The organism is Pseudochelatococcus lubricantis (genome assembly GCF_042432495.1).
GTDB lineage: Bacteria > Pseudomonadota > Alphaproteobacteria > Rhizobiales > Beijerinckiaceae > Pseudochelatococcus > Pseudochelatococcus lubricantis.
The window spans coordinates 1,146,169-1,170,178 of sequence record NZ_JBHLXC010000002.1; the positions used below are offsets into that span (position 1 = coordinate 1,146,169).

A 24,010-nucleotide genomic window follows, 5' to 3' on the forward strand; every position below is an offset into this window, starting at 1 on the left:
CCATGCGCCTCAGCCGTTATTTCCTCCCCAACCTCCGCGAAACCCCCAAGGAAGCGGAGATCGTCTCGCACCGGTTGATGCTTCGCGCCGGGATGATCCGGCAGCAGTCGGCGGGCATCTATGCGTGGCTGCCGCTCGGGCTGCGGGTACTGAAGAAGATCACGGCGATCATCCGTGAGGAGCAGGAGAGGGCGGGGGCGCAGGAAATCCTGATGCCGACGATCCAGTCGGCCGATCTGTGGCGCGAATCGGGTCGCTACGACGCCTATGGCAAGGAGATGCTGCGCATCCGCGACCGCCACGACCGCGAGATGCTCTACGGCCCCACCAACGAGGAGATGGTCACGGATATCGTGCGCTCCTTCGTCCGCTCGTACAAGGACCTGCCGCTCAACCTCTATCACATTCAGTGGAAGTTCCGCGACGAGATCAGGCCGCGCTTCGGCACCATGCGCTCGCGCGAGTTCCTGATGAAGGACGCCTATTCTTTCGATATCGACGCGGCCGGCGCCCGCCACTCGTACAATAAGATGTTCGTCGCCTACCTGCGCACTTTCGCGCGGATGGGGCTCAAGGCCATTCCGATGCAGGCCGACACCGGGCCGATCGGCGGCGATCTCAGCCACGAGTTCATCATTCTCGCCTCGACCGGCGAGAGCGAGGTGTTCTGCCACCGGGATTTCCTCGACTTTTCCGTGCCGCCCGCCGATACCGACTTCGACAACGCGGAGGGTCTGCAAGCCCTTTTCGACCGTTGGACGGCGCTTTATGCGGCGACGTCCGAAAAGCACGATCCGGCGACGTTCGACGCCATTTCGACCGGCAAGCAGGTGTCGGCGCGCGGCATTGAGGTGGGGCACATCTTCTATTTCGGCACCAAGTATTCCGCGCCGTTGAAGGCGACGGTGACGGGGCCGGACGGGCAGGAGCATACGCTGCACATGGGCTCCTACGGCATCGGCCCCTCGCGCCTCGTCGCGGCGATCGTCGAGGCGAGCCACGATGATGCCGGGATCGTATGGCCGGATGCTGTCGCGCCGTTCCATGTCAGCCTGCTCAACCTGAAGGTGGGCGATCAGGCGACGGATGCCGCCTCGCTGCGGCTGGAGAAGGCGCTCGCGACACGGGGCTTCGACGTGCTCTACGACGACCGGGACGAGCGCCCGGGGGCGAAGTTCGCCACTGCAGACCTGATCGGTTCGCCGTGGCAGGTGCTGGTCGGGCCGAAGTCGCTGGCCGAGGGCAAGGTCGAGGTCAAGCGCCGCGCGACGGGCGAGCGCGAGTTGCTCTCCGTCGAGGATGCCGTGGAGCGAATCGCTTCGTGAGCACGGCAGGGTACGGGCGGGCGCGGCGGAGGACGTGACGACGATGGCGAAGGGCTATTCAAACGATCCCGGCGCGACGAAGCCCTTCGCGCCCTTCGAGTGGCTGCTGGCGTGGCGCTACCTGCGGGCGCGTCGGCGCGAGGGGTTCATCTCCATCATCGCCGGCTTTTCCTTTGCGGGGGTCATGCTCGGCGTGGCGACGCTGATCGTCGTCATGTCGGTGATGAACGGCTTCCGGGCGGAACTGCTGAACAAGATCATCGGCGTCAACGGCCATATCTTCATCACCCCCATCGATTCGCCGCTGCGCGACTATGCGGAGGTGTCGCAGCGCGTCGCGGCGGCGCCGGGCGTCGTGCGCGCCGTGCCGATGGTCGAGGGGCAGGCGCTCGCCTCCTCACCCTATAACGCGGGCGGCGTGCTGGTGCGCGGCGTGCGCGAGCAGGACCTCGCCGCGACCCCATTCGTCGCCGACACCATCCGCGAGGGTACGCTCGCGGGCTTCGACGAGAAGGGAGGGGTGGCGATCGGCCGGCGCCTCGCCGAGCAGTTGAGCCTGCGGGCGGGCGACACGCTGACCGTCGTCTCGCCGAAGGGTGCGGCGACGCCCTTCGGCACCGCGCCGCGCATCAAGTCGTATCCCATCGTCGCCATCTTCGAAATCGGCATGTCGGAATTCGACGCCGCCTTCGTCTACATGCCGCTTGAAGAAGCGCAGAATTACTTCAACCGCGACGGCGACGTAAGTGTCATCGAGGTGTACCTGAAGGACGCCGATCGGGTGGACGAGGCGCGAGCGGTGATCGACCAGGTGGCCGGGCGGCAGATCATGATGACGGACTGGCGCCAGCGCAACCGCACGTTCTTTTCCGCGCTGGAGGTTGAGCGCAACGTGATGTTCCTGATCCTGCTGCTGATCGTGCTCGTTGCGGCGCTCAACATTGTATCCGGCCTGATCATGCTGGTGAAGGACAAGAGCGCGGACATCGCCATCCTGCGTACCATGGGCGCAACGCGCGGCGCCATCATGCGGGTGTTCCTGATCACCGGCGCCTCCATCGGCATTTCCGGCACGGTGGCGGGCTTCCTGCTGGGGCTCGTGATCACGCTGAACGTGGAAACGATCCGCTCGTTCCTGTCGTCGCTGACCGGCACCGACCTGTTTTCCGCCGAAATCTACTTCCTGAGCCGCCTGCCGGCGGTCATCGAGCCCGGCGAGGTGGCGACCGTGGTGTTCACCGCGATCGTGCTGTCGCTGCTGGCAACGCTCTATCCGAGCTGGCGGGCGGCGCGCCTCGATCCCGTTGAAGCCCTGCGTTACGGTTGACAACATGAGCCAGACGAACGTGCCGCCGACGCCCGCCCTGTTCCTGTCGCAGGTGCGGCGCCATTACCGGCAAGGGCAGGGCATGCTGGAGATTCTGCGTGGCATCGATGTCGCCGTGTGGCCCGGCGAGATCGTGGCGCTGGTGGCGCCGTCGGGCTCCGGAAAATCGACGCTGCTGCATTGTGCCGGCTTGCTGGAGCGGCCTGACGGGGGCGAGGTCTATATCGGCGCCCAGCCCACGGTCGGGCTCGACGACGCGGGGCGCACGCGCCTGCGGCGGCTGGAGATAGGCTTCGTCTACCAGTTCCACCATCTGCTGCCCGAATTCTCCGCCATCGAGAACGTCTGCCTGCCGCAGCTCATCCGCGGCCTCGACAGCCGTATGGCCAAACAGCGGGCGGCGGAATTGCTATCGTTTCTCGGGCTTGCGGAGCGTCTCGATCACCGCCCGGCGGAGCTGTCCGGCGGCGAGCAGCAGCGCGTGGCGATCGCCCGTGCCGTGGCCAACGCGCCACGGCTGTTGCTGGCGGACGAGCCGACCGGCAACCTCGACCCCAAGACCGCCGACCATGTCTTCGCGACGCTGGTGGCGCTGGTGCGCGCCTCGCGGCTCGGCGCGCTGATCGCCACCCACAACCTCGACCTCGCTGCCCGCATGGACCGCCGGATCACCATCCGCGACGGCCTCGCCGTGCCGATATAGACGAAGCGCTGGCGACTTCACAGATATGGCGGGCGTCGGCAGCATGTCCGTGGTCACTGCATCAGTTGCGATATAAGCTGCCTGATTGAAACGCCGGATGATGCCGTGCGGAGTGTGCCCGTCGAGGCAGCGCAAGTGTAAGGTGCACCGGAGCGTGGGGATCACGCCCATGACTCAGCCGATCCTGGCTGGCGGAGCCGCCGATGAGCACCTGCGGCAGATGGCGGGAGAGGACTGCGGAGTCCCCTCCTTCAATCTTCCATATGGGATCGCGTAGCATTTACTTTCCGACAGGATGAATGTAACAGGCACTACGGAAAGAACGGTCACCGCATAAGGACGCAGATGTCTGCAGGTCACAGTGGGGCACGGGGTAAAAAGCGCGATGTGTTCAGCGATCGCTTCGCGCGCCGTTGTGAGGAGCTTTCACCGTCCTTCAAACGGGTCGCGGCCTTTATCGACGCCAATCGGCTGACGGTGCTGACCTCCTCCGCCGTCGATCTCGCGCGGGAGATCGGAACGTCGGACGCGACTGTGATCCGTGCCGTCCAGGCCTTGGGCTTCGACGGGCTGCACGATCTGAGGAGCGAGATCGCCGCATCTTATGGCAAGCGCAACGCGCCCGTGGACAATCTGCGGCGCACGCTGGCCGAGGCGTCGGAAAGTGTCGAGGCCGCGCTGGATACGGTTCTCGAAGTCTTCGCCACGGGGCTGGATGCCCTGGGCAAGCCCGCGTTTCGCGGGAATGTGCTGGCAGCATTGGACATCCTGCATACGGCGGAACGCATTGTGCTCTTCGGTATCGGGCCGACGGCCCATATCGCTGCCTATTTCGCGGCGCGGTTGCGGCGAAAGGGGAAGAAGCAGGCCGTGCTCGACCGGACGGGGGCGGAGCTTGCCGACCAGCTTCTCGACCTCGCGCACGGCGATGCCCTGCTGATGCTGGCCTACGGCAAGCCTTATCCCGAAGCCGAAGTCGCGCTCGCCGAGGCGCGTCGGCTGCGGATGCGCGTGGTTCTCGTCTCCGACTCGGAGGACACGGAACTCGCCCGGCGGGCCGACGTTGTGCTGGCGGTTCCGCGTGGGCGGAGCGAGCGAATGGCGCTGCACGGCGTGACCGTTTTGTGTCTGGAAATGCTCCTGCTCGGTCTGGCAACATCGGACTCGCAAAAAGCCGTGTCCACGCTGGGGGAGCTTGAGCGCCTGCGCAAGGCCACACGCTCCCGAAAACTATCGACCCACCCAGGAAAACTTCCGGACGAAAAATGATGAACACCCGGCAGACGATAAGCGATCGTCATCTCGAACTTGAAGGAATATCGCGCCGCTTCGGGAATGTGCAGGCGCTCGACGGCGTTTCCCTCGCGGTTGAACGTGGCGCCGTCGTCTGCCTCGTCGGGCACTCGGGTTGCGGCAAATCATCCCTGTTGCGCATTATCGCCGGGATAGACTGGCCGGATGGGGGCCGTGTGCTGCTCGACGGCAGGGAGATTTCCGGTCCCGCAGGCCACGTGGAGCCCGAAGATCGCAACATCGGGTTCATGTTTCAGGACTATGCGCTGTTTCCACACCTGAATGTCACGGATAACATCCTGTTCGGCCTGAAGCGGGTCGGCCGGCGCGCGGCGCGTGAGCGATGCGATGAAATCATCGGCCGGCTGGGTTTGAACCGCCTCGCGACACGTTTCCCGCACATGCTGTCCGGCGGAGAGCAGCAGAGGGTGGCGCTTGCCCGCGCCCTCGCGCCACAACCGGAAATCATGCTGATGGACGAGCCGTTCTCCAACCTCGACCGGGAATTGCGCAACGACATCCGGACGGAGACCATCGAACTTCTGCAGGAGCTGGGCACCACCGTCATCATGGTCACGCACGATCCGGAAGAGGCGCTTTCCGCGGGGGACATGGTCGTCCTCATGCGGGGGGGCAGGATTATCCAGTCCGGCGCGGGCGCGGAACTCTACGAACGCCCGTCGTGCCCCTATGCCGCGGAATTCTTCTGCTCGTTCAACAAGGTGCGGACTGCGTGCCGGAGCGGATATGCGGAAACGCCTCTCGGCAGGTTTGCGGCTCCCGGCTTTGCCGACGGCGCGCAGGCGACCGTCTACATCCGCCCACAGTGCCTGCGCGTGAACGGCGACGGCCACGGGGTGGAGTGCACGGTCGTGGATTGCGCGCTGATCGGCGAAATCGAGCAAATGCACATCGCCGTAGCAGCGTTGGCCGAGCCCCTGAGAATTCGTTCCACAGACCGCAGCCGCTTGCGCAAGGGCGATACGGCGCATGTTTCCGTATCACCCGAACAGGTTCTTGTTTTCTGAATCGCCGTAGCGGGCCGAAAATCTCTTATCGGCACAATAACCTGACTGCAATCCGAAGGACTGATTCAACGCAGGCGATGCGTTAGGCGAAGTAGCACTTTACTGCTACAGCTTTATGCTGTTTCTCCAGCCTTCAATCGGGTCAATTGACCTAGATTGTAATCATAACAATTCTACATAAACGCGCACAGAGATGGAGTCAAGCATGAAGACGCATATGACACTGAGAAACATGCTGGCGGGTTCGCTTTTAGCGGTCGTCGCCGGCACGTCCGGGGCCATGGCTGCGGAACTCAACCTCTACACGACCCGTGAGCCGGGCCTGATCCAGCCGCTGCTCGATGCGTTCACCAAATCGACGGACATCAAGGTCAATACGATCTTCCTGAAGGATGGCCTTGCCGAGCGTGTCGCGTCGGAAGGCGACAAGTCGCCGGCGGATCTGCTCATGACGGTTGACGCGGGCAATCTTGTCGATCTCGTGGAAAAGGGGCTGACGCAGAGCGTCCAGTCGGACGTGCTGACCGGCAGCATTCCTGCTTCGCTGCGCGATGCGAACGGCAACTGGTTCGCGCTGTCGCTGCGCGCCCGTGCGCTCTATGCGGCAAAGGATCTGGACCTTAAGGAAATCACCTACGAGCAGCTCGCTGATCCGGCCTGGAAGGGCAAGATCTGTATCCGCTCCGGGCAGCATCCCTACAACGTCGCGCTGGTCGGCTCCTACATCGCCCACCATGGCGAGGAGGCGGCCGAGAAGTGGCTCACGGGCTTGAAGGCGAACCTCGCCCGGAAGGCCGGCGGCGGCGACCGGGAAGTCGCGCGCGACATCATGGGCGGGCTGTGCGACATCGGCGTGGCCAATTCGTACTACGTCGGCCTGATGCGCAGCGGCAAGGGCGGGCCCGAGCAGGAGCAATGGGCGAAGGCGATCAAGATGGTTCTGCCCGTCTTCGAAGCTGGCGGGACGCAGGTGAACATCACGGGCGCCGCTGTCGCGCGCCATGCGCCGAACAAGGCCGAAGCCGTGAAGCTGCTGGAATATCTCGTGTCCGATGAGGCGCAGAAGATCTACGCCGAGGCGAACTTCGAATATCCCGTCAACGCCAAGGCGACGGTTTCCCCGCTGATCGCCGAATATGGCGTGCTGAAGCCCGACACGGTCGACCTCGCCAAGGGCGTGAGCTTCCGCAAGAAGGCCAGCGAACTCGCTGAAAAAGTCGGCTTCGACAACTGACCCACGCTTGTTGCGTCTGCCGGCCTTTAAGGCCGGCAGCCGTCCCTGCCGATCATGTCCGCGACGATTTCCAATCCCATGAGAACTGTTTCGCGGCGTCTTCTCGGGCTGAGATGGCGCCTTCCGGCCTTCGCCATTGCCGCTTTCGTCTGCCTTCCGGTTGCCGCGCTGACCCTGACTGCATTCGAGGGCAGCGTAGGGCTGTGGCCACATATGATCCGGTATGTGCTGCCGGCGGCGCTCCGTGACACGCTGGTCCTGCTGGTCGGCGTGGGCGTGCTGACCACGCTGATCGGCACGACCACCGCATGGATCGTGACAGCCTACGATTTTCCCGGCCGGCGGTTTCTCGAATGGGGCCTGCTGCTGCCGCTGGCGGTGCCCACCTACATCATCGCCTACGCCTATCTCGACATCATGCATCCGGTCGGCTCCGTGCAGGGCGTATTGCGCTATCTGCTCGGCTACTCCAGCCCTCGCGAGTTCCGCCTTCCCGACATCAGGTCGATGGGGGGCTGCATTCTGCTTCTGGGCCTCGTGCTCTATCCCTATGTCTATCTGACCACGCGCTCGATGTTCCTGACGCAGGCGGCCAGCCTGGTCGAAGTGTCGCGCACGCTCGGCAGCCGCCGCCGCGATGTATTCTGGCGGGTGGCCTTGCCGCTTGCACGCCCCGCCATCGCCGTCGGCGTCAGCCTGGCGCTGATGGAAACGTTGAACGACATCGGTGCTTCCGAGTTCCTCGGCGTCAAGACACTGACCGTCTCGGTCTATACCACCTGGATCAGCCGCTCCGACATGCCGGGCGCCGCGCAGATCTCCCTTGCGATGCTCTTCCTGGTTGTGGGGCTCGTGCTCATCGAGCGCCATGCGCGCCGCAACCAGCGCTATACGGCGGCGGCCCAGCGGCCGCGCGCAATGGGCACTTTCCGGTTGACCGGATATCGGGCGGCGGGTGCGTTCGCCGTCTGCATCGTGCCTGTTGCACTCGGCTTTGTCGTGCCCGCGGTCTATCTGGGTGTGGAGGCCTACAAGCGCTACCGCTTCGCGGGGCTTTCGGAACGGTTGCTGGGAGAGGTGGTCAACACTGTCACTGTCGCCACGGCGGCGACAGCCATCGTGCTGCTCTGCGGCCTCGTCGTCGCTTACGCGGCGCGCACCTATCCGGGGCGCGCGACTGCGACGGCGGCGCGGATATCCACGCTCGGCTACGCCATTCCGGGAACCGTCCTCGCGCTTGGCCTTCTCATGCCGATTGGCGCGCTCGACCGCATGCTTGCGACCGGCGCGGAGCGAATTTTCGGGGTGTCGATCGGCCTCCTGCTGCTCGGTTCCGGCACGGCGATCGTTCTGGCCTACAGCGCCCGTTTCATGGCCATCGCGACGGGCGGTATCGAGGCCGGCTTCAGCCGCATCTCGCCGTCTCTGGACCACGCCGCCCGCATGTTGGGCCAGACGTCGTCCGGCGTATTCCGCAAGGTGCATCTGCCGCTATCGAAGCCGGCGCTCGTTTCCGCGGGGCTGCTGGCTTTTGTAGACTGCATGAAGGAACTGCCGGCAACGCTGCTGCTGCGCCCGCTGAATTTCGAGACGCTGGCAACGCATCTTTACGGCGAGGCGGCGCGGGGCACCTATGAGGAAGCGTCGATCGCCGCGCTGCTGATCGTCGTGATCGGCATATTGCCCGTCGCCGTGCTCTCTCGCGTCGGGCGGGGCGACCGGCCGGAGACTGTCGGCGACCGTGGACAGGCCGCCGCCGGCAGGGAGGTCTCGAATGCCGGGGAATGATCACCTGCGGCGGCATCCCCGGTCGTCGAGAACCTGTCGTGCGGCAAGGGCCATCCCGCGTTCAGCCTGACCGTTGCGCAGGGAGTTGCGGCCGGGCGCCAGGCGTTGCTATAGCCCTCGCGAATCAAGTGATGCCGGAGCCCGCCTTCCCGGAGCGCGTGAGGTAACCCTTCGTCTGCCGTTCAAGCGTGACGTCGACAGTAACCACCCGCGTGGCGAGCAGTCAAAAAACAAGGTTTTGAGAGAGTTTAGCGAGAATTGGCTGGGGAACCTGGATTCGAACCAGGACTGACGGAGTCAGAGTCCGCAGTTCTACCGTTAAACTATTCCCCAGCAAGGGATCGCTCTATTGTAGAGACACTTCCGAGCGGAGTGTCCGGGAACGAGGTCCCATCGAGCGGCGCTGAATGTGTCGCCCGATGGCGAATTACTTAGACGCGCCCGCATCGTCCGTCAAGCGGGTCCGCGAAAATTATCCACCGGCAGGATGCCGTGCCGCTGGTCGTCATTTGCGCGTGAAGCGGTATTCGGTGACCTGGCGGTATATGTCGCCGGGGCGCAGCACCGGGTCGGGAAAATTCGGCCGGTTGATGGCGTCGGGGAAGTTCTGCGCCTCAAGGCAGATGCCGGCGCCGGGGCCGTAGTGGACACCGTCTAGGCCGGGCACCGGCACGTTCAGCTTGCCGCCGTCATAGACCTGCAGGCCAGGTTCGGTGGTCCACACGTCGAGCCACAGGTTGTTGACGAGCGACGACAGCACCGCGGCATGCGCGAGTTCGGGGGCTTTGCCTGCCGTTGCGTCCGGGTCGGCGGGCTCCACCCTGTCGCGCCGCAGCACGAAGTTGATGTCGTAGTGGACGGGCGCGCCGGTAAGCGCATCCGGAAAGCGGATGCTGCGGTTGGCGCGGAAGTCGTTTGGCGTGCCGTTGACGGGGAGAATCTCGCCCGTGGGGATGAGATCGGCGTCCGTCGGCGTGAAGAAGTCGGCGTCTATACTCAGGCGGTGATTGAAGATCGACGCGCCGCCATCGAGGTTGAAATAGGAATGGTGGGCGAGGTTGACGGGCGTCGGCCGGTCCGTGGTGGCTGAAAGCTCCACGCGCAAAATGCCGGGATCGCGCAGGCGATAGGTGCAGACGGCGCGCACGGCGCCGGGAAACCCGTTGTCGCCGTCCGGGGAGTCGAGCGTCAGCGTCACGCCCGATTCATCGTGGTCCGCCAGTGTCCACAGCTTGTTGCCGAAGCCGTCACCGCCGTGCAGCGTATGCTGTCCCGCCTGATTGCGCGTGAGGTCGTAGGTCCGGCCGTCAAGGGTGAAGCGCCCGCCGGCGATCCGGTTGGCGACGCGCCCGGCGATGGCGCCCATATGCGGGGAATGGGCGACGTAGTCCCTGATCGTGTTCAGCCCTAGCACGACGCGCTGCCAGTGCCCGTCGCCGAGGTGCACCTTGAGGTCGCGGACGACCGCACCCCAGGTGATGACCTTTGCCTCGATGCCGGACCCGGGCGCGCGGATGCCGATCTCGTCGACACGCCGCCCCTCGATTTCCCCGAACGCGCCTGTGGTCATCGTTTCTCCCTGTTATTGTCTGCGGCCGCGCACCCGCGCGGCCCGAAGTGTTGTGCTTGTTGTGAGCCGGATGGTGAAAACGGGTTCCGCCGCGTCTCCGGTCGTCCGGAGCAGCGGCGTCGCCGCTTTATCTCCTTGTTGATGCACCGGATTTATCCGGAAAAACGGCATTCCTTTGCCGGTTTGATGCTCTATGGATGATTCGTCTGTTCAATGGTATCCACGCTGCGGCATCACGCATGAGGAAGGGAATCGCGGCGTTACACCGGGCAGGGGGTGGAGTTTCACTTCTACTGGAAGAAAATCCAGTCATTGCAGGAGGAACGCATCTATGAGGCAGGCAAGCAAGGGGCACGGGCGCACCGGCACGGAAACGGCGATGCCGCCGGAGGGAAGGCGCAAGGGCCCGGGGAGATTTCTGTCGGCGCTTGTCATCGGGGTTCTCGTGGTGGCTCTTGCCGCCTGTGCCGCCCAGCGGCCAGTGAGAAGCACGCGGGGAGGCATCGGCAAACCCCCGCCGGAACGGGCGCCCGTGGAATACACCCAGTCCCGGTCGGGACCTCTCATCACACCGGATACCGATCCGTTCGCCATTGATTGAGGTCAAACGAATCTGCTCCCTGCACGCTTACCAGGTGCCGATATTGGGCAGGCTCGTCCACGGCTCCTGCGGCGGCAGGGGCTGACCCTCCTGCAGGATCTCGATGGAGATGCCTTCGGGAGAGCGGATGAAGGCCATGCGGCCGTCGCGCGGGGGGCGGTTGATGACGACGCCGGCCTTCGCGAGCCTGTCGCAGAACGCATAGATGTCGTCGACGCGATAGGCGAGGTGACCGAAGTTCCTGCCGCCCGTGTATTCCTCCGGGTCCCAGTTCCAGGTCAGCTCGATCTCCGGCGCGCCCCACTCGCGCGCGGTTTCGAGATCGGCCGGCGCGGCGAGGAACACCAGCGTGTAGCGGCCGGCCTCGTTCTGCGTACGGCGTGTTTCCACGAGGCCAAACTTGTTGACGTAGAAATCGAGCGCGGCGTCGAGATCGCGCACCCGGACCATGGTGTGAACGTAGCGCATGAGCGCATCCCTCTCCTGTGTTATCGCCACTTGACTCGCCGCCGTTGATAGAGCGACCTGCACCCGGGCAATGTTACGCGCGGGCCTGCGGCTTTCCGCCCGCGCGATGCTGCAACGGCGGCAATGAGCCAACAGGTTTCGATCCACGATGTCAAATGCAGGATGGAGATGATCGATGCATGCTGCGAATGACGGCCATGCTGTAGATGACGCTAACCGACGCAAGGAACGTGTCGCGCTGGTTTCAATATTCGTCAGCGCGCTACTGACCATTGCCAAGGCGATCGGCGGCTTCTCCACCGGGTCGCTGGCGCTGCTGTCGGACGCGGCCAACAGCCTGCTCGACGTCGGCGCCACGACGTTGACGTGGCTCGCCGTGAGGGAGGCGCACAAGCCTGCCGACGACAAGCACCACTTCGGCCACGGCAAGTTCGAGTCGATGTCGGCACTCGCCGAGACGGCATTCCTGTTCCTGCTGTCGGGTGTTGTCGCGGTGGAGGGCGTGCGGCGCCTGTCGAGCGGTTCCGACGCGGTGGAGCCGAACTGGATGGCGGCGTTCATCCTCATCGGTGCCATTCTCGTCGACGGGTGGCGCTGGTGGATGCTGAAGCGCGTGGCGCGCGAGACGGGCAGCGAGGCGCTGGAGGCGGATGCGCTGCACTTCTCGTCTGACCTCGTGAATTCCATCTTCGTGCTGATCGCGCTGGGCCTGGCGGCGATCGGCTATCAGGCGGCGGATGCGCTGATCGCCATCGGCGTTTCCGCGTATATCGCCATCGCCGGTTTCGGGCTGGCGCGCCGCACCATCGCCAATCTGCTGGATACGGCGCCCCCCGGCATGGCGGAGCGCGTGCGCGAGATCGTGCAGACGGTGCCGGGCGTCGTCGCCGTGGCGCAGGTGCGCGTGCGCCCGGCCGGCTCCGGTGTGCTGGGCGAGGTGGCGGTCGACGTGTCGCGCACGCTGCCTCTGGAGCGCGTGAAGGCCATCCGCGAGCGGGTGACGCAGGCGCTCGCCGCCGAACTGGAGCGCGCGGAGTTCACCGTGACGGCGAACCCCGTCCAGCTCGGCTCCGAGACGGTACAGGAGCGCGTCAACCTGATCGCGCACAGAAACCGCGCGCCCGTGCATCATGTGACGGTGCAGAACGTCAGCGGCAGGCTGTCGATCAGCCTCGATCTTGAGATCGACGGCCGGACATCGCTCGGCGAAGCCCACGCGGCGGCGACCCGGCTTGAGAACGCGCTGCGCGAGGAATTCGGCGCCGAAACCGAGGTCGAGACCCATATCGAGCCGCTGGAGAGCGACCCGCTGGACGGGCAGGACGCGCCGCCCGCCGTCGTCGCGCGGATCGCCGATATCCTGCGGGCCAGCGCTGCCGCCACCGATTCCATTCACGATATCCATCATGTGCGCGTGCGCGAAACGCCCTGCGGGCTGGTGGTGAATTATCATTGCTGCGCGCCGCCGGCGCTCGACATCGCCGCCGTCCACGCGCAGGTCGACATTCTGGAGCGGCTGCTGAGGCAGGAGCTGCCGGAGGTGGCGCGCGTCGTGGGCCACGCGGAGCCGGAACAGGCCGACAGGAGGCTCGCCCGCACCGGAACATCCTGAGCAAGGAACTGCCTGCCTATACTTGACTTGCATACCCGCCCGGAGTGGAATGCAAGGGCGTTGCATGCGCAGCGGTTCGGCGGGCCCATTCCCGCCCGGTGGCGGGTGGACGGGGGGCATCGTCGGCAAGTGGCATCGTCGGAAAACGGGCCAGCGGATATGGAGCGGGAGCGCCGCGTTCGTTGCCGGGAAAGGGGTGCAGATGTCACACGGACTGTCCTCTCCGTCGTCCGGTGTCGGCGCGGTGATCACTCAGGAGCTTGGCCTGCGGCCGCGGCGGCGGTCCGACCCGCGCAAGGAGACGTCGGCTCTGCAGGACCTGGCGCGGCAGATGCTGGAGCGCCCGGATGCGTTTCTGCCGTATCTCGTCGCTGTCGCCATGGAGGTCAGCGAGGCGCATTCGGCAGGCATCAGCCTGCATGAGCCCGACGCGCCGGAGGGCGATGTATTCCGCTGGCATTTTCTGAAGGGCGCCTGCGCGCCGTTCATCGGCCGCACCACGCCGCGCGGCGCGAGCCCCTGCGGCCTGTGTCTCGACGAGGGCGGGCCGGTGCTGATCGCCTATCCGGAGCAGTTCTACTCCTCCTATGCGATGCCCGACATCGTCAGCTACGAGGCTCTGCTCGTACCTATCTACAAAGGCGGCAAGGAGCCCCTGGGCGCGCTGTGGGTGATCTCCCACGACGAACGGCGGCGCTTCGACGGCGGCGACGCGCAGGTGCTGACGGAACTCGCGAGCTTCGCCGGCATCGCCATCAAGATGATCCGCGACGCTCACGCGCTCAAGGAAGCGCTGGCCATGCAGGAGATTCTGACGCGCGAGATGCGTCACCGCATCAGCAACATCCTCACCGTGGCGGGTGGCCTTGTGAGCGCCTCGGCGCGCACCGCCGGGTCGCCACAGGAAATGGCGGCCAGCGTTCGCGGCCGGCTGGAGGCGCTGGGGCGGGCGCAGGCGCTGGTGCACAGGGTCGAGCGGCATGCCGACGACGGCGCGCCCGCTTCTTTCGCGTCGCAGTTGCGGGCGCTGGTGAAGGTGATCGCGGCGCCCTATTGCGGCGACGGCCGGGGAGTTGTGCTGGAGGAACCGGAGGAGGAACCCTCCGACACTTTTTCCATCGGGCAGGGCGCGCTGACGGCGCTCGGCCTCATCCTGCACGAACTCGCCACCAACGCCGCCAAGTACGGCGCGCTGTCGGCGGCAACCGGGCAGGTAACGGTGATGTGGCGCAGGGAAGGGGAGAGCTGCGTTCTCACCTGGCGCGAGAGTGGCGGCCCTCCTGTAGCGGCTGCCCCGACGGAAACCGGCTTCGGCTCCAGCCTCATCAGGCGCACGGTCACCGGCCAGCTTGGCGGAAGTATTGCGCTCGACTGGCCGCCGGAAGGCCTGCGGGTCGATATCCGCATGGCGGCCAAAGCGCTGTCACGTTAAGAAATCGACATGATCGAGACGGGAGACGGTCGCTGTCTCCCGATCCGTTTCGTTCGGGCCGGGCCGGCGGTGCATCCTACTCGGCGGCGTCCTCGCCGGGGGCGCGGCCGCCATGGGGGGCTTGGCCGCCCTTGCGTCCCGCTTCCGCGGCCAGTGTCGGATTTTGCGAGAAGCTGCGCTTTTCGTCCGGCACGCTGCGTCCGCCCTTGCGTCCGGCCTCCGCCGCGAGTTGGCGGTTCTGCGAGAAGCTGCGCTTCTCGTTCGGCACGCTCCGTCCGCCTTTGGAAGCGATCGCACGCTGCTTTTCCCGGTCCATGGAGGCGAAGCCGCGCGCGGAAGTCGTCTTTCCAGGCGTCGTGGTATTGGCGTTGGTCATCGGGTCCTCATCTGCTTGATCTTTGCTGCTCCCCGTTTCCGGCAACGCGCGACCACCGGAGGAGTTCCCGAAAAATGAGCCGGGCACGCGCGATGACGGTTGTGCCAGCCACTATTGCTGGCATTCAGGGCAGAAAAACGTCGAGCGGCCCGATTGGACGATGCGTTTCACGGTTCCCCGGCAACCGGGCGTGACGCAGGGTTCGCCCTCGCGTCCGTAAACGCGGAACGTATGCTGGAAATAGCCGAGGTTGCCGTCCGTATGCGCGAAATCGCGCAATGTCGATCCGCCGGCCGCGATGGCGTCGTTGAGAACATCGCGGATGGCGAGCGTCAGCCGGAGGGCAGCTTCCGTGGGCTTGCCGTCGGCGGTGACGATGCTGCCTGCGGGGCGGTCCGGCGCGAGGCCCGCCCGGTGCAGCGCCTCGCAGACATAGATATTGCCGAGCCCCGCGATCAGACGCTGGTCCAGCAGTGCGGCCTTCAGCGGCGTGCGCCGCCCCGCGAACAGCGCTGCCAGCACCTGCGCGTCGAGGGCATTGCCGAGCGGCTCGACGCCGATATGGCGGAACAGGGCATGCGTTTCGAGTTCATCCCACGGCACGAGCAGCATGAAGCCGAATCGCCGCACGTCGTTGTAGGTGACGCGCGCGCCGTTCGAGAGATGGAACACGACGTGGTCATGCGTCGCATTGCCGCCCGCGGCGAAGTGGAAGTCGCCCGGCGCGCCGTTTCCCGCCGGCGTCTCGACGAGGAAGCGTCCGCTCATGCCCAGATGCATCACGAGCGCAAGCTCGCCCTCGATATCGGCGAGGAGATACTTGGCCCGACGCGACAGGGCGTCGATGCGCCTGCCCTGAAGGCGCTCGGCGAAGCGTTCGGGAAACGGAAAGCGCAGGTCCGCGCGGCGCTGTTCCAGGCGCACGATGCGCGCGCCGCTCATCACGGGTTCGAGGCCGCGGCGCACGGTCTCGACTTCGGGCAGTTCCGGCATGGGAGCGATGGGGCCTTCTGTGTCTTGTGCACGATCCCGGAAGGCGGCGTCCGCTTTCCACGAAAGACGATGCATGAACCAAGGAGCTGGAGCGGCGGGGGCTCCGGTTTTCTGTCCGCCGCGCCATGCTACGGGCGGTGGGCGCGGGCGGAAAACGAGATGAGCATAGCGAAGGGCCGAGGCTTTCGCTATGGTCCGCGAAACCGTGCGCACGGTGCGCGGATGCAGCGGGAAGGTATCATGACGAGCGAGGCGACGACCCATTTCGGATTCACGGACGTGCCGCTGGCCGAGAAACAGGGACTGGTCGACGATGTCTTCCACAAGGTCGCCGACCGTTACGACCTGATGAACGACCTGATGTCGGTGGGCATGCACCGGCTGTGGAAAGACGCGCTGATATCCATGCTGCGCCCGCCGCGCGAGCGCCCCTTCAGCCATCTCGACGTCGCGGGCGGCACGGGCGATATCGCCTTCCGCGTGCTGGAAGCGGGCGGGCCGCAGACGCAGGTCACCATCCTCGACATCAACGGCGACATGCTGCGCGTGGGGCGGGAGCGGGCGAGGCAGACATACGCCGGCCGGTTGCGCTTCGTGCAGGGCAACGCCGAGAAGCTGCCGCTGTCCGACCGCGCCTACGACGGCTACACCATCGCCTTCGGCATCCGCAACGTGCCGGACATCCCGGCGGCGCTGCGCGAGGCGTACCGCGTGCTGAAACGCGGCGGCCACTTCCTGTGCCTCGAATTCAGCCGCGTCGACGTGCCGGTGCTCGACACCGTCTATGATACCTATTCCTTCAATGTCATACCGGGCATCGGCCGGCTGGTGACGGGCGACGGCGAGCCCTATCGCTACCTTGTGGAGTCGATCCGCAAGTTTCCGCTGTTCGATACATTCGCGGATATGATTCGGGAGGCGGGTTTCGGCCGCGTCAGCTACCGGCCCCTGAGCGGCGGCATCGTCGCCATCCATTCCGGCTGGAAACTGTGAGCCGGCAAGGGGTGACCATCGCATGATCAGCAGCCTCATCCATCTGGCGCGATTGTCGCGGGTCGGCTTCGTGCTGGCGCGCGAGGGAGCGCTCGGCCTCATCGACACGGCGGAGCTGCCGCCGGCGGGTCGGCTCGCTATCCGGCTGGCGCGCGTCATCGAGCGGCCCGGCCTCGGCGGTGGCGCGGAGCGGCTCGCCGCCGCGCTCACGCGGCTCGGTCCCTCTTACGTCAAGTTCGGCCAGTTTCTGGCCACCCGGCCGGATGTCGTGGGCGCGCGCACGGCGCACGATCTCGAATCGCTGCAGGACAAGATGCCGCCCTTCGAGCAGGAGAAGGCGGTGCGGATCGTGGAGAACGCCTTCGGCGGGGAGCTGCGGACGGTGTTCGCCGAGTTCAGCCCGCCCATCGCGGCCGCCTCCATCGCGCAGGTGCATCGCGCGCGGCTTCTCAGCGGCGATGTGGATGTGGCCGTGAAGATACTGCGGCCGGGCGTGCGCGAGCGATTCGCGCGCGATCTCGGCGCCATGCGCTTCGCGGCGCGGCTCTTCCATCGCCTGCTGCCCGATACGCGCCGCCTGCGCCCGGTCGAGGTGGTGGAGACGCTTGCGCGCTCCGTCACCATGGAGATGGACCTGCGGCTGGAGGCGGCAGCCCTTTCGGAGATGGGCGAGAATACCCGCGACGACGCGGATTTCCGCGTGCCGAAGGTGGAGTGGGATGCGACGGCCCGCGAGGTGATGACCAGCGAGTGGGTGCACGGCATTCCGCTTTCCGACATCCCGGCCATCGACGCGGCGGGGCACGACCGCACCGCGCTGGCGAAAACCGTGATCCAGTCCTTCCTGCGGCACGCGCTGCGTGACGGATTCTTCCACGCGGACATGCATCCGGGCAACCTGTTCGTCGATCCGCAGGGCCGCCTCGTCGCCGTCGACTGCGGCATCATGGGACGGCTGGGGCGGGCGGAGCGGCGCTTCCTGGCGGAAATCCTGCTCGGCTTCATCACCCGCGACTACCGGCGCACCGCGCAGGTGCATTTCGACGCCGGCTACGTGCCGGACTACCACTCCGTCGCGGACTTCGCGCAGGCGATCCGCGCCATAGGCGAACCGATCCACAACCGTCGCGCGGACGAGATCTCGATGGCGAAGCTGCTCACGCTGCTGTTCGAGATCACGGCGCTGTTCGACATGGCGACGCGCACGGAACTCGTCATGCTGCAGAAGACGATGGTGGTCGTCGAGGGTGTCGCCCGCAAGCTCGACCCGCAGCTCGACATATGGGGCACGGCGGAGCCCGTGGTGCGCGAGTGGATCGGGCATAACCTCGGCCCGCGCGGGCTGCTGGCGGAAGCCGGGCGCGGGGCGCAGGACGTGGGCGGCGTGATCGCCCGCCTGCCGGCGCTGCTGGCGCGGGGCGAGAAGATGTTCATGCGCCTCGAAAAGGCGTCGGCGGAAGGCTTCACCCTGTCGCCGGCGAGTACGGAGTCGATCGGCAAGGCGGAGGCGCGCGGCAACCGCGGCGCGACGCTGGCGCTGTGGGCGATCGCGTTGCTGCTGCTGCTCGGCCTGTTGTGAACCGGGCCGGGTGCAGCCGCGTGAGGATGGATGATCGGGAGGTATTCCATGGAACACGAGGCGGCTGACGAGAATACGCGCAACCATCTGGCGGGCAGGCACCTGCTGCTGATCATCGGCGGCGGGATCGCCGCTTACAAGGTGTTGGAGTTGATCCGCCGCGCGAAGGACCGCGGGCTGGGCGTGCGCGCCATCATGACGCAGGCGGCGACCGAGTTCGTCACCCCGCTGTCGGTGGCGAGCCTCACCGGCGAAAAGGCATTCACCGACCTTTTCTCGCTTACCGATGAGGCCGACATCGGCCATATCGCGCTTTCGCGCTCGGCCGACCTCGTTGTGGTGGCGCCGGCCACCGCCGACCTCCTCGCCAAGATGGCCAACGGCCATGCGGACGACTACGCCTCGACGGCGCTCCTCGCCACCGACAAGCCCGTGCTGGTGGCGCCCGCCATGAACCCGCGCATGTGGGCGCATGCCGCCACGCGACGCAACGTGGAAACGCTGCAGGCCGACGGCATCCATTTCGTCGGCCCCAACAGCGGCGCCATGGCGGAGCGCGGCGAATCGGGCTTCGGCCGCATGGCGGAGCCGGCGGAAATCCTCGCCGCCATCGAAGCGCTGCTGTCGCCTGTGCCGCTGCTGCTGTCAGGGGATGGCGGCCACGAGAAGCAGCTCGCGTTGCTGCCGCTCGCCGGCAAGCGGGTGCTTGTCACCTCCGGCCCCACGCACGAGCCCATCGATCCGGTGCGCTACATCGCCAACCGCTCGTCCGGCCGGCAGGGCCACGCCATCGCGGAGGCCGCGGCGCAGGCGGGCGCGGAAGTCATCCTTGTTTCCGGCCCGGTCAACCTGCCCGATCCCCACGGTGTGAAGGTGCGCCACGTCACTACCGCGCGCGACATGCTGGCGGCGGTGCTCGCCGCGCTTCCGGTCGATATCGCCATCTTCGCCGCAGCGGTGGCGGACTGGCGCACGGCAGAGGAGGCCGACGCCAAGATCAAGAAGGGCGCGGGCACGATGCCGCAATTCACCCTCATCGAGAATCCCGATATTCTGGCGACCGTCGCCAAGGGGGCGCCGCGCCCCGGGCTCGTCGTCGGCTTCGCGGCGGAGACCGATACCGTGCTCGATCACGCGCGCGCCAAACTTGAGCGCAAAGGCTGTGACTGGATCGTCGCGAACGACGTGGGCAAGGGCACCGGCGTGATGGGCGGCGAGCGCAACACCGTCCATCTCGTCAGCAAGGACGGCATCGAAAGCTGGCCGACCATGGACAAGACCGAGGTGGCGCGCCGGCTGGTGGCGAGGGCGGCGGCCGCGCTCCGGGCTGCCGATCCGCAGGCGTGATGCCGAGAACCGAGACTGCCGAAGGACGACGATGATGAGTGAATTGCTGACCGGACACGTGCTGCGCATCGTGCAGCTCCCTCACGCCCGCGGCCTGCCGCTGCCCGCCTATGCCAGCGCCGCCGCCGCCGGGCTCGACCTCGCGGCTGCCGTTGCGGAGGATGCGCCTGTCGTGATTGCGCCGGGCGGGCGGGCGCTCGTGCCGACCGGGCTGGTGCTTGCGCTGCCGCCCGGCACGGAGGGGCAGGTGCGCCCCCGTTCCGGCCTCGCGCTGAAGAACGGCGTCACCGTGCTCAACGCGCCGGGCACGATCGACGCCGATTATCGCGGCGAGGTCGCCGTCATCCTGCTCAACACGGGCAGCGAGCCGTTCGCGGTCACGCGCGGGCTGCGCATCGCCCAGCTCATCGTGGCGCCCGTGCTGCGTGCGACCGTGGAGGCGGTCGACGATCTTGACGACACCGCACGCGGCACGGGCGGTTTCGGATCGACGGGTATCTGAGGTGCGCGGCGGGATTTATCAGTTCTGCCGCGTGGAATAGGGATAATGCCTCCTACTTACAGAAATATTACGGAAAAGACTTTTATTTCCTGATTGTTTCGGTAATTTTGGTTGAGTGATTGATGCGTCGCGCCCGCCCTGCCACCCGGCGGCGCGCGACGGGAGGCAAGGATAGTCGATGTACCTGTTATCCCGCCGCAGTTTGCTTGCCATTGCGGCCGTCGTCGATGTCGCGATCCACGCGCGTCCGGCGCCCGTTGCCGCGAAGTTCCTCGCTGCCAGGCATCATCTGCCGCCTCGTCATCTGGAGACGGTTCTGCAGCAGCTTGTCCGGGCGGGTATCCTGAAAGGCGTTCGCGGCCCCCGGGGCGGCTATGAACTCGCGCGTGAGCGGCGGCGCATCAGCGCGGGCGACATCGTGCGCGCGGCTATGGCCGCCGCAAGCGACGAGAATCTGCCGCCGGTTCCGGAATCCGCGCTGGTGGAGCAGGTCATCGGCCCGGTCGTCCGCGAGGCGTCCGGCGCGTTTCTGGCGCGGCTCGACGCAGTGACTGTCGAGGATATCTGCCGCCGGGCAGAGAAGACGACGACGTTGAGCCCGCCCACGGTGACGAGCGATTTCACCATCTGAGCGGGATCGCCGGCCGCATCGGCGCCAACTGCCGGCGTGGCAAGCCTTTTCGCCGGAGGGCGTATCCGGTTGTCGCCCGCCGGCCGATCGCTTATCGATGGCTGTTACAGGCCGTGCCGGTCGGGGTGTTGCCCTGCGGCCGGTTCGGCGCAGGCGGGTTTGGATTGGGGCACATAGCGCACACAGGAGACGAAAATGACCGCAGCGGGAGAAGCAGACAAGGCGTTGAAACGGGGCAGGGGGCGCATTTACGATTCGATCACCGGGACGATCGGCGACACGCCGCTCGTGCGTCTCAGCCGGCTGGCGGCCGAAAAGGGCATCAAGGCCAATCTGCTGGCCAAGCTCGAATTCTTCAATCCGATTTCGAGCGTGAAGGACCGCATCGGCGTGGCGATGATCGACGCGCTGGAGCAGCAGGGCGTCCTGCAGCCCGGCGGCACCATCATCGAGCCGACGTCGGGCAACACCGGCATCGCGCTTGCCTTCGTCTCGGCGGCGCGTGGTTACCGGCTGATCATCGTCATGCCGGAGACGATGTCCGTCGAGCGGCGGAAGATGCTCCTTCTGCTCGGCGCGGAACTTGAGCTGACGCCGGGCGCGCAGGGCATGAAGGGCGCCATAGCGCGTGCCGAGGAACTGAAGGCGGCGATCCCCGGTTCCGTCATTCCGCAGCAGTTCGCCAACCCGGCGAACCCGGATATCCATCGGCGCACGACCGCCGAGGAAATCTGGAACGACACCAACGGTGAGGTGGACGTGCTCGTCGCGGGTGTGGGCACCGGCGGCACCATCACGGGCGTCGGGCAGGTGCTGAAGGAGCGCAAGCCTTCCGTGCGCGTCGTCGCCGTCGAGCCCGAGGATTCGCCGGTGCTGTCGGGTGGTGCGCCCGGTCCCCACAAGATTCAGGGCATCGGTCCCGGCTTCGTGCCGTCGATCCTCGACCGCTCCGTGATCGACGAGGTGGTGACGGTCGGCAACCAGACGGCTTTCGACAACTCGCGCCTGCTCGCCCACATCGAGGGCATCCCGGTCGGCATCTCCTCCGGCGCGGCAATCGCCGCGGCGCTTGAGATCGGCGCGCGCCCGGAACTCGCGGGCAAGAACATCGTCATCATCATCCCGTCCTTCGCCGAGCGCTATCTGTCGACCGCGCTGTTCGAGGGGCTGTGAGACGGGCGCCCATGTTTCCATTCGGGCAATAAAAAACGCGGGAGGCATATGCCTCCCGCGTCTTGCATCCGGGTGACCGCGCCGGCAATCAGGCGGCGGTTTCCTTCGAGCGTTCGGCGCGCTTGCGCTCGTTGGGGTCGAGGTGGACCTTGCGCAGACGGATGGACTTCGGCGTCACCTCCACCAGTTCGTCGTCCTGAATCCAGGCGAGCGAACGCTCCAGCGTCATGCGGATCGGCGGCGTCAGGCGCACGGCCTCGTCCTTGGAGGTGGTGCGGATGTTGGTGAGCTTCTTGCCCTTGAGCACGTTCACCTCAAGATCGTTCTCGCGGTTGTGCTCGCCGACGATCATGCCCGTGTAGACCTTCCAGCCGGGCTCGATCATCATCGGGCCGCGATCCTCCAGGTTCCACAGCGCGTAGGCGACGGCCTCGCCCTGATCGTTGGAGATCAGCACGCCGTTGCGGCGGCCGGGGATCTCGCCCTTGAAGGGGGCGTACTCATGGAACAGGCGGTTCATGATCGCCGTGCCGCGCGTGTCGGTCATCAGTTCCGACTGATAGCCGATGAGGCCGCGCGTGGGAGCGTGGAACAGCAGGCGCTGGCGGTTGCCGCCAGAGGGGCGCATCTCGATCATCTCGGCGCGGCGCTCCGACATCTTCTGCACGACGGAGCCGGAGTATTCCTCGTCCACGTCGATGACGACTTCCTCGATGGGCTCAAGCAGGCTGCCAGCCTCATCGCGGCTGAACACGACGCGCGGACGCGACACGGCGAGTTCGAAGCCCTCGCGGCGCATGGTCTCGATCAGGATCGCGAGCTGCAGTTCGCCGCGGCCGGAGACGAAGAACGAATCCTTGTCGCCCGATTCCTCGATCTTGAGCGTCACGTTACCCTCGGCCTCGCGGAAGAGGCGGTCGCGGATCATGCGGCTCGTGACCTTGTCGCCCTCGGTGCCGGCGAGCGGCGAATCGTTGACGAGGAACGACATCGTCACCGTCGGCGGGTCGATGGGCTGGGCGAGGATCGGTTCCTCGACCTCGGGAGCGCAGAACGTGTCTGCCACCGTGCCCTTGGTCAGGCCGGCGATGGAGACGATGTCACCGGCTTCGCCGAGTTCGATCGGCTGGCGCTCGATGCCGCGGAAGGCGAGGATCTTGGACACACGGCCCTGCTCGACGACGTTACCGTCGCGGTCGATGACCTTGATCGACTGGTTCGGCTTCACCGTGCCGGCCGAGATGCGGCCGGTGATGATGCGGCCCAGGAAGGGGTTGGCCTCAAGCAGCGTGCCGAGCATGCGGAACGAGCCTTCCTCGACCTTCGCGGGAGGCACGTGCTTCAGCACCAGATCGAAGAGCGGCGCGAGACCGTCTTCCTTCGGTCCTTCGGGATTGAGCGCCATCCAGCCGTCGCGGCCCGAACCGTAGAGAATGGGGAAGTCGAGCTGCTCGTCGGTGGCGTCGAGCGCCGCGAACAGGTCGAACACCTCGTTGACGACTTCCTGGATGCGGGCGTCGGGACGGTCGACCTTGTTGATGGCCACGATGGGCCGCAGGCCGATCTTGAGCGCCTTGGAGACGACGAATTTCGTTTGCGGCATGGGGCCTTCGGCCGCGTCCACGAGCACGATGGCGCCATCGACCATGTTCAGGATGCGCTCGACCTCGCCGCCGAAGTCGGCGTGGCCGGGCGTGTCGACGATGTTGACGCGCGTATCGCCCCAGACGACGGAGGTCGCCTTGGCGAGGATGGTGATGCCGCGTTCCTTTTCGATGTCGCCCGAGTCCATGACGCGCTCCGCGACGCGCTGGTTCTCCCGGAACGCTCCCGATTGCTGGAGGAGTTTGTCCACGAGCGTTGTCTTGCCGTGGTCGACGTGGGCGATGATCGCGATATTGCGCAGCTTCATGGGGTTCCCTGGCCGCGCGGTCGTGCGCGGTGGTGCTCAGATGTGACAAGGCCAGATGACATTGCGAGATGACAGGACGATGTCACCGCAGGCATCCGATGGTTTCGTATGATCGGCCCCCGA

At 66.1% G+C, this 24,010-nt stretch carries 21 protein-coding genes and 1 tRNA gene; 16 read left to right on the forward strand and 6 right to left on the reverse strand.

The window, feature by feature from the left end; genetic code table 11:
* Positions 1–2: 2 nt before the first annotated feature.
* The 7 genes from proS to ACFFJ7_RS08005 all read left to right on the forward strand — a co-directional run bounded on the left by proS (position 3) and on the right by ACFFJ7_RS08005 (position 8,698).
* A complete protein-coding gene (proS, locus tag ACFFJ7_RS07975) occupies positions 3–1,325 on the forward strand; it encodes a proline--tRNA ligase (protein WP_166948675.1) in 1,323 nt (440 codons plus the stop codon).
* Positions 1,326–1,368: 43 nt separating this feature from the next.
* A complete protein-coding gene (locus ACFFJ7_RS07980) occupies positions 1,369–2,652 on the forward strand; it encodes a lipoprotein-releasing ABC transporter permease subunit (protein ID WP_166948982.1) in 1,284 nt (427 codons plus the stop codon).
* 4 nt (positions 2,653–2,656) lie between these two features.
* Positions 2,657–3,355: an ABC transporter ATP-binding protein gene (locus ACFFJ7_RS07985; RefSeq protein ID WP_377591673.1), complete on the forward strand. Its 699-nt coding sequence runs from the start codon at positions 2,657–2,659 to the stop codon at positions 3,353–3,355.
* Between the two features lie 345 nt (positions 3,356–3,700).
* Positions 3,701–4,624: a MurR/RpiR family transcriptional regulator gene (locus tag ACFFJ7_RS07990; RefSeq protein WP_377591675.1), complete on the forward strand. Its 924-nt coding sequence runs from the start codon at positions 3,701–3,703 to the stop codon at positions 4,622–4,624.
* Positions 4,621–5,676, forward strand: a complete 1,056-nt coding sequence (locus ACFFJ7_RS07995) for an ABC transporter ATP-binding protein (protein ID WP_208394052.1) — start codon at positions 4,621–4,623, stop codon at positions 5,674–5,676. The genes ACFFJ7_RS07990 and ACFFJ7_RS07995 overlap by 4 nt, the downstream gene beginning before the upstream one ends.
* Positions 5,677–5,893: 217 nt before the next feature.
* The gene (locus ACFFJ7_RS08000; RefSeq protein ID WP_166948984.1) at positions 5,894–6,910 is read left to right on the forward strand and encodes an extracellular solute-binding protein; all 1,017 of its coding nucleotides are present in this window, start codon (positions 5,894–5,896) and stop codon (positions 6,908–6,910) included.
* Between the two features lie 54 nt (positions 6,911–6,964).
* Positions 6,965–8,698: an ABC transporter permease gene (locus tag ACFFJ7_RS08005; protein ID WP_377591678.1), complete on the forward strand. Its 1,734-nt coding sequence runs from the start codon at positions 6,965–6,967 to the stop codon at positions 8,696–8,698.
* Positions 8,699–8,957: 259 nt separating this feature from the next.
* On the opposite strand, the gene ACFFJ7_RS08010 is transcribed toward ACFFJ7_RS08005, so the two are convergent.
* Positions 8,958–9,031, reverse strand: a tRNA-Gln gene (locus ACFFJ7_RS08010).
* A gap of 172 nt (positions 9,032–9,203) precedes the next feature.
* Entirely contained in the window at positions 9,204–10,268 is a 1,065-nt protein-coding gene (locus ACFFJ7_RS08015) for an aldose epimerase family protein (RefSeq protein ID WP_377591680.1), read from the reverse strand.
* A gap of 331 nt (positions 10,269–10,599) precedes the next feature.
* Between ACFFJ7_RS08015 and ACFFJ7_RS08020 the strand changes: the two genes are divergently transcribed.
* Positions 10,600–10,869, forward strand: a complete 270-nt coding sequence (locus ACFFJ7_RS08020) for a hypothetical protein (RefSeq protein ID WP_377591682.1) — start codon at positions 10,600–10,602, stop codon at positions 10,867–10,869.
* Positions 10,870–10,896: 27 nt separating this feature from the next.
* On the opposite strand, the gene ACFFJ7_RS08025 is transcribed toward ACFFJ7_RS08020, so the two are convergent.
* Entirely contained in the window at positions 10,897–11,337 is a 441-nt protein-coding gene (locus tag ACFFJ7_RS08025) for a VOC family protein (protein WP_166948688.1), read from the reverse strand.
* A gap of 175 nt (positions 11,338–11,512) precedes the next feature.
* Here ACFFJ7_RS08025 and ACFFJ7_RS08030 point away from each other — a divergent pair, with 175 nt between their 5' ends.
* Together ACFFJ7_RS08030 and ACFFJ7_RS08035 are read left to right on the forward strand one after the other, a co-directional pair.
* Positions 11,513–12,949 carry a cation diffusion facilitator family transporter gene (locus ACFFJ7_RS08030; RefSeq protein WP_377591684.1) on the forward strand — a complete coding sequence of 479 codons (1,437 nt, stop codon included), beginning with the start codon at positions 11,513–11,515 and terminating at the stop codon, positions 12,947–12,949.
* Between the two features lie 202 nt (positions 12,950–13,151).
* Entirely contained in the window at positions 13,152–14,381 is a 1,230-nt protein-coding gene (locus ACFFJ7_RS08035) for a sensor histidine kinase (protein WP_166948692.1), read from the forward strand.
* A gap of 76 nt (positions 14,382–14,457) precedes the next feature.
* Here ACFFJ7_RS08035 and ACFFJ7_RS08040 read toward each other — a convergent pair whose 3' ends face one another.
* Positions 14,458–14,757, reverse strand: coding sequence for a con-10 family general stress protein (locus ACFFJ7_RS08040; RefSeq protein ID WP_166948694.1), 300 nt, complete (start codon positions 14,755–14,757; stop codon positions 14,458–14,460).
* Between the two features lie 111 nt (positions 14,758–14,868).
* The gene (mutM, locus tag ACFFJ7_RS08045; protein ID WP_377591687.1) at positions 14,869–15,750 is read right to left on the reverse strand and encodes a bifunctional DNA-formamidopyrimidine glycosylase/DNA-(apurinic or apyrimidinic site) lyase; all 882 of its coding nucleotides are present in this window, start codon (positions 15,748–15,750) and stop codon (positions 14,869–14,871) included.
* 240 nt (positions 15,751–15,990) lie between these two features.
* Between mutM and ubiE the strand changes: the two genes are divergently transcribed.
* From ubiE to cysK, 6 genes are all read left to right on the forward strand, one after another.
* The gene (ubiE, locus tag ACFFJ7_RS08050; RefSeq protein ID WP_377591689.1) at positions 15,991–16,743 is read left to right on the forward strand and encodes a bifunctional demethylmenaquinone methyltransferase/2-methoxy-6-polyprenyl-1,4-benzoquinol methylase UbiE; all 753 of its coding nucleotides are present in this window, start codon (positions 15,991–15,993) and stop codon (positions 16,741–16,743) included.
* 22 nt (positions 16,744–16,765) lie between these two features.
* Positions 16,766–18,322, forward strand: coding sequence for a 2-polyprenylphenol 6-hydroxylase (gene ubiB / locus ACFFJ7_RS08055; protein ID WP_377591691.1), 1,557 nt, complete (start codon positions 16,766–16,768; stop codon positions 18,320–18,322).
* Between the two features lie 48 nt (positions 18,323–18,370).
* A complete protein-coding gene (gene coaBC, locus ACFFJ7_RS08060; RefSeq protein WP_377591692.1) occupies positions 18,371–19,669 on the forward strand; it encodes a bifunctional phosphopantothenoylcysteine decarboxylase/phosphopantothenate--cysteine ligase CoaBC in 1,299 nt (432 codons plus the stop codon).
* A gap of 34 nt (positions 19,670–19,703) precedes the next feature.
* Positions 19,704–20,171, forward strand: coding sequence for a dUTP diphosphatase (gene dut, locus ACFFJ7_RS08065; protein WP_377591693.1), 468 nt, complete (start codon positions 19,704–19,706; stop codon positions 20,169–20,171).
* Between the two features lie 178 nt (positions 20,172–20,349).
* Positions 20,350–20,802, forward strand: coding sequence for an RrF2 family transcriptional regulator (locus tag ACFFJ7_RS08070; protein WP_166948705.1), 453 nt, complete (start codon positions 20,350–20,352; stop codon positions 20,800–20,802).
* 195 nt (positions 20,803–20,997) lie between these two features.
* Positions 20,998–21,975, forward strand: a complete 978-nt coding sequence (gene cysK, locus ACFFJ7_RS08075; RefSeq protein WP_166948706.1) for a cysteine synthase A — start codon at positions 20,998–21,000, stop codon at positions 21,973–21,975.
* An 88-nt stretch (positions 21,976–22,063) separates the two neighbouring features.
* Here the strand turns inward: cysK and typA are convergent, their stop codons facing one another.
* A complete protein-coding gene (gene typA / locus ACFFJ7_RS08080) occupies positions 22,064–23,887 on the reverse strand; it encodes a translational GTPase TypA (protein WP_166948707.1) in 1,824 nt (607 codons plus the stop codon).
* Positions 23,888–24,010 lie beyond the last annotated feature (123 nt).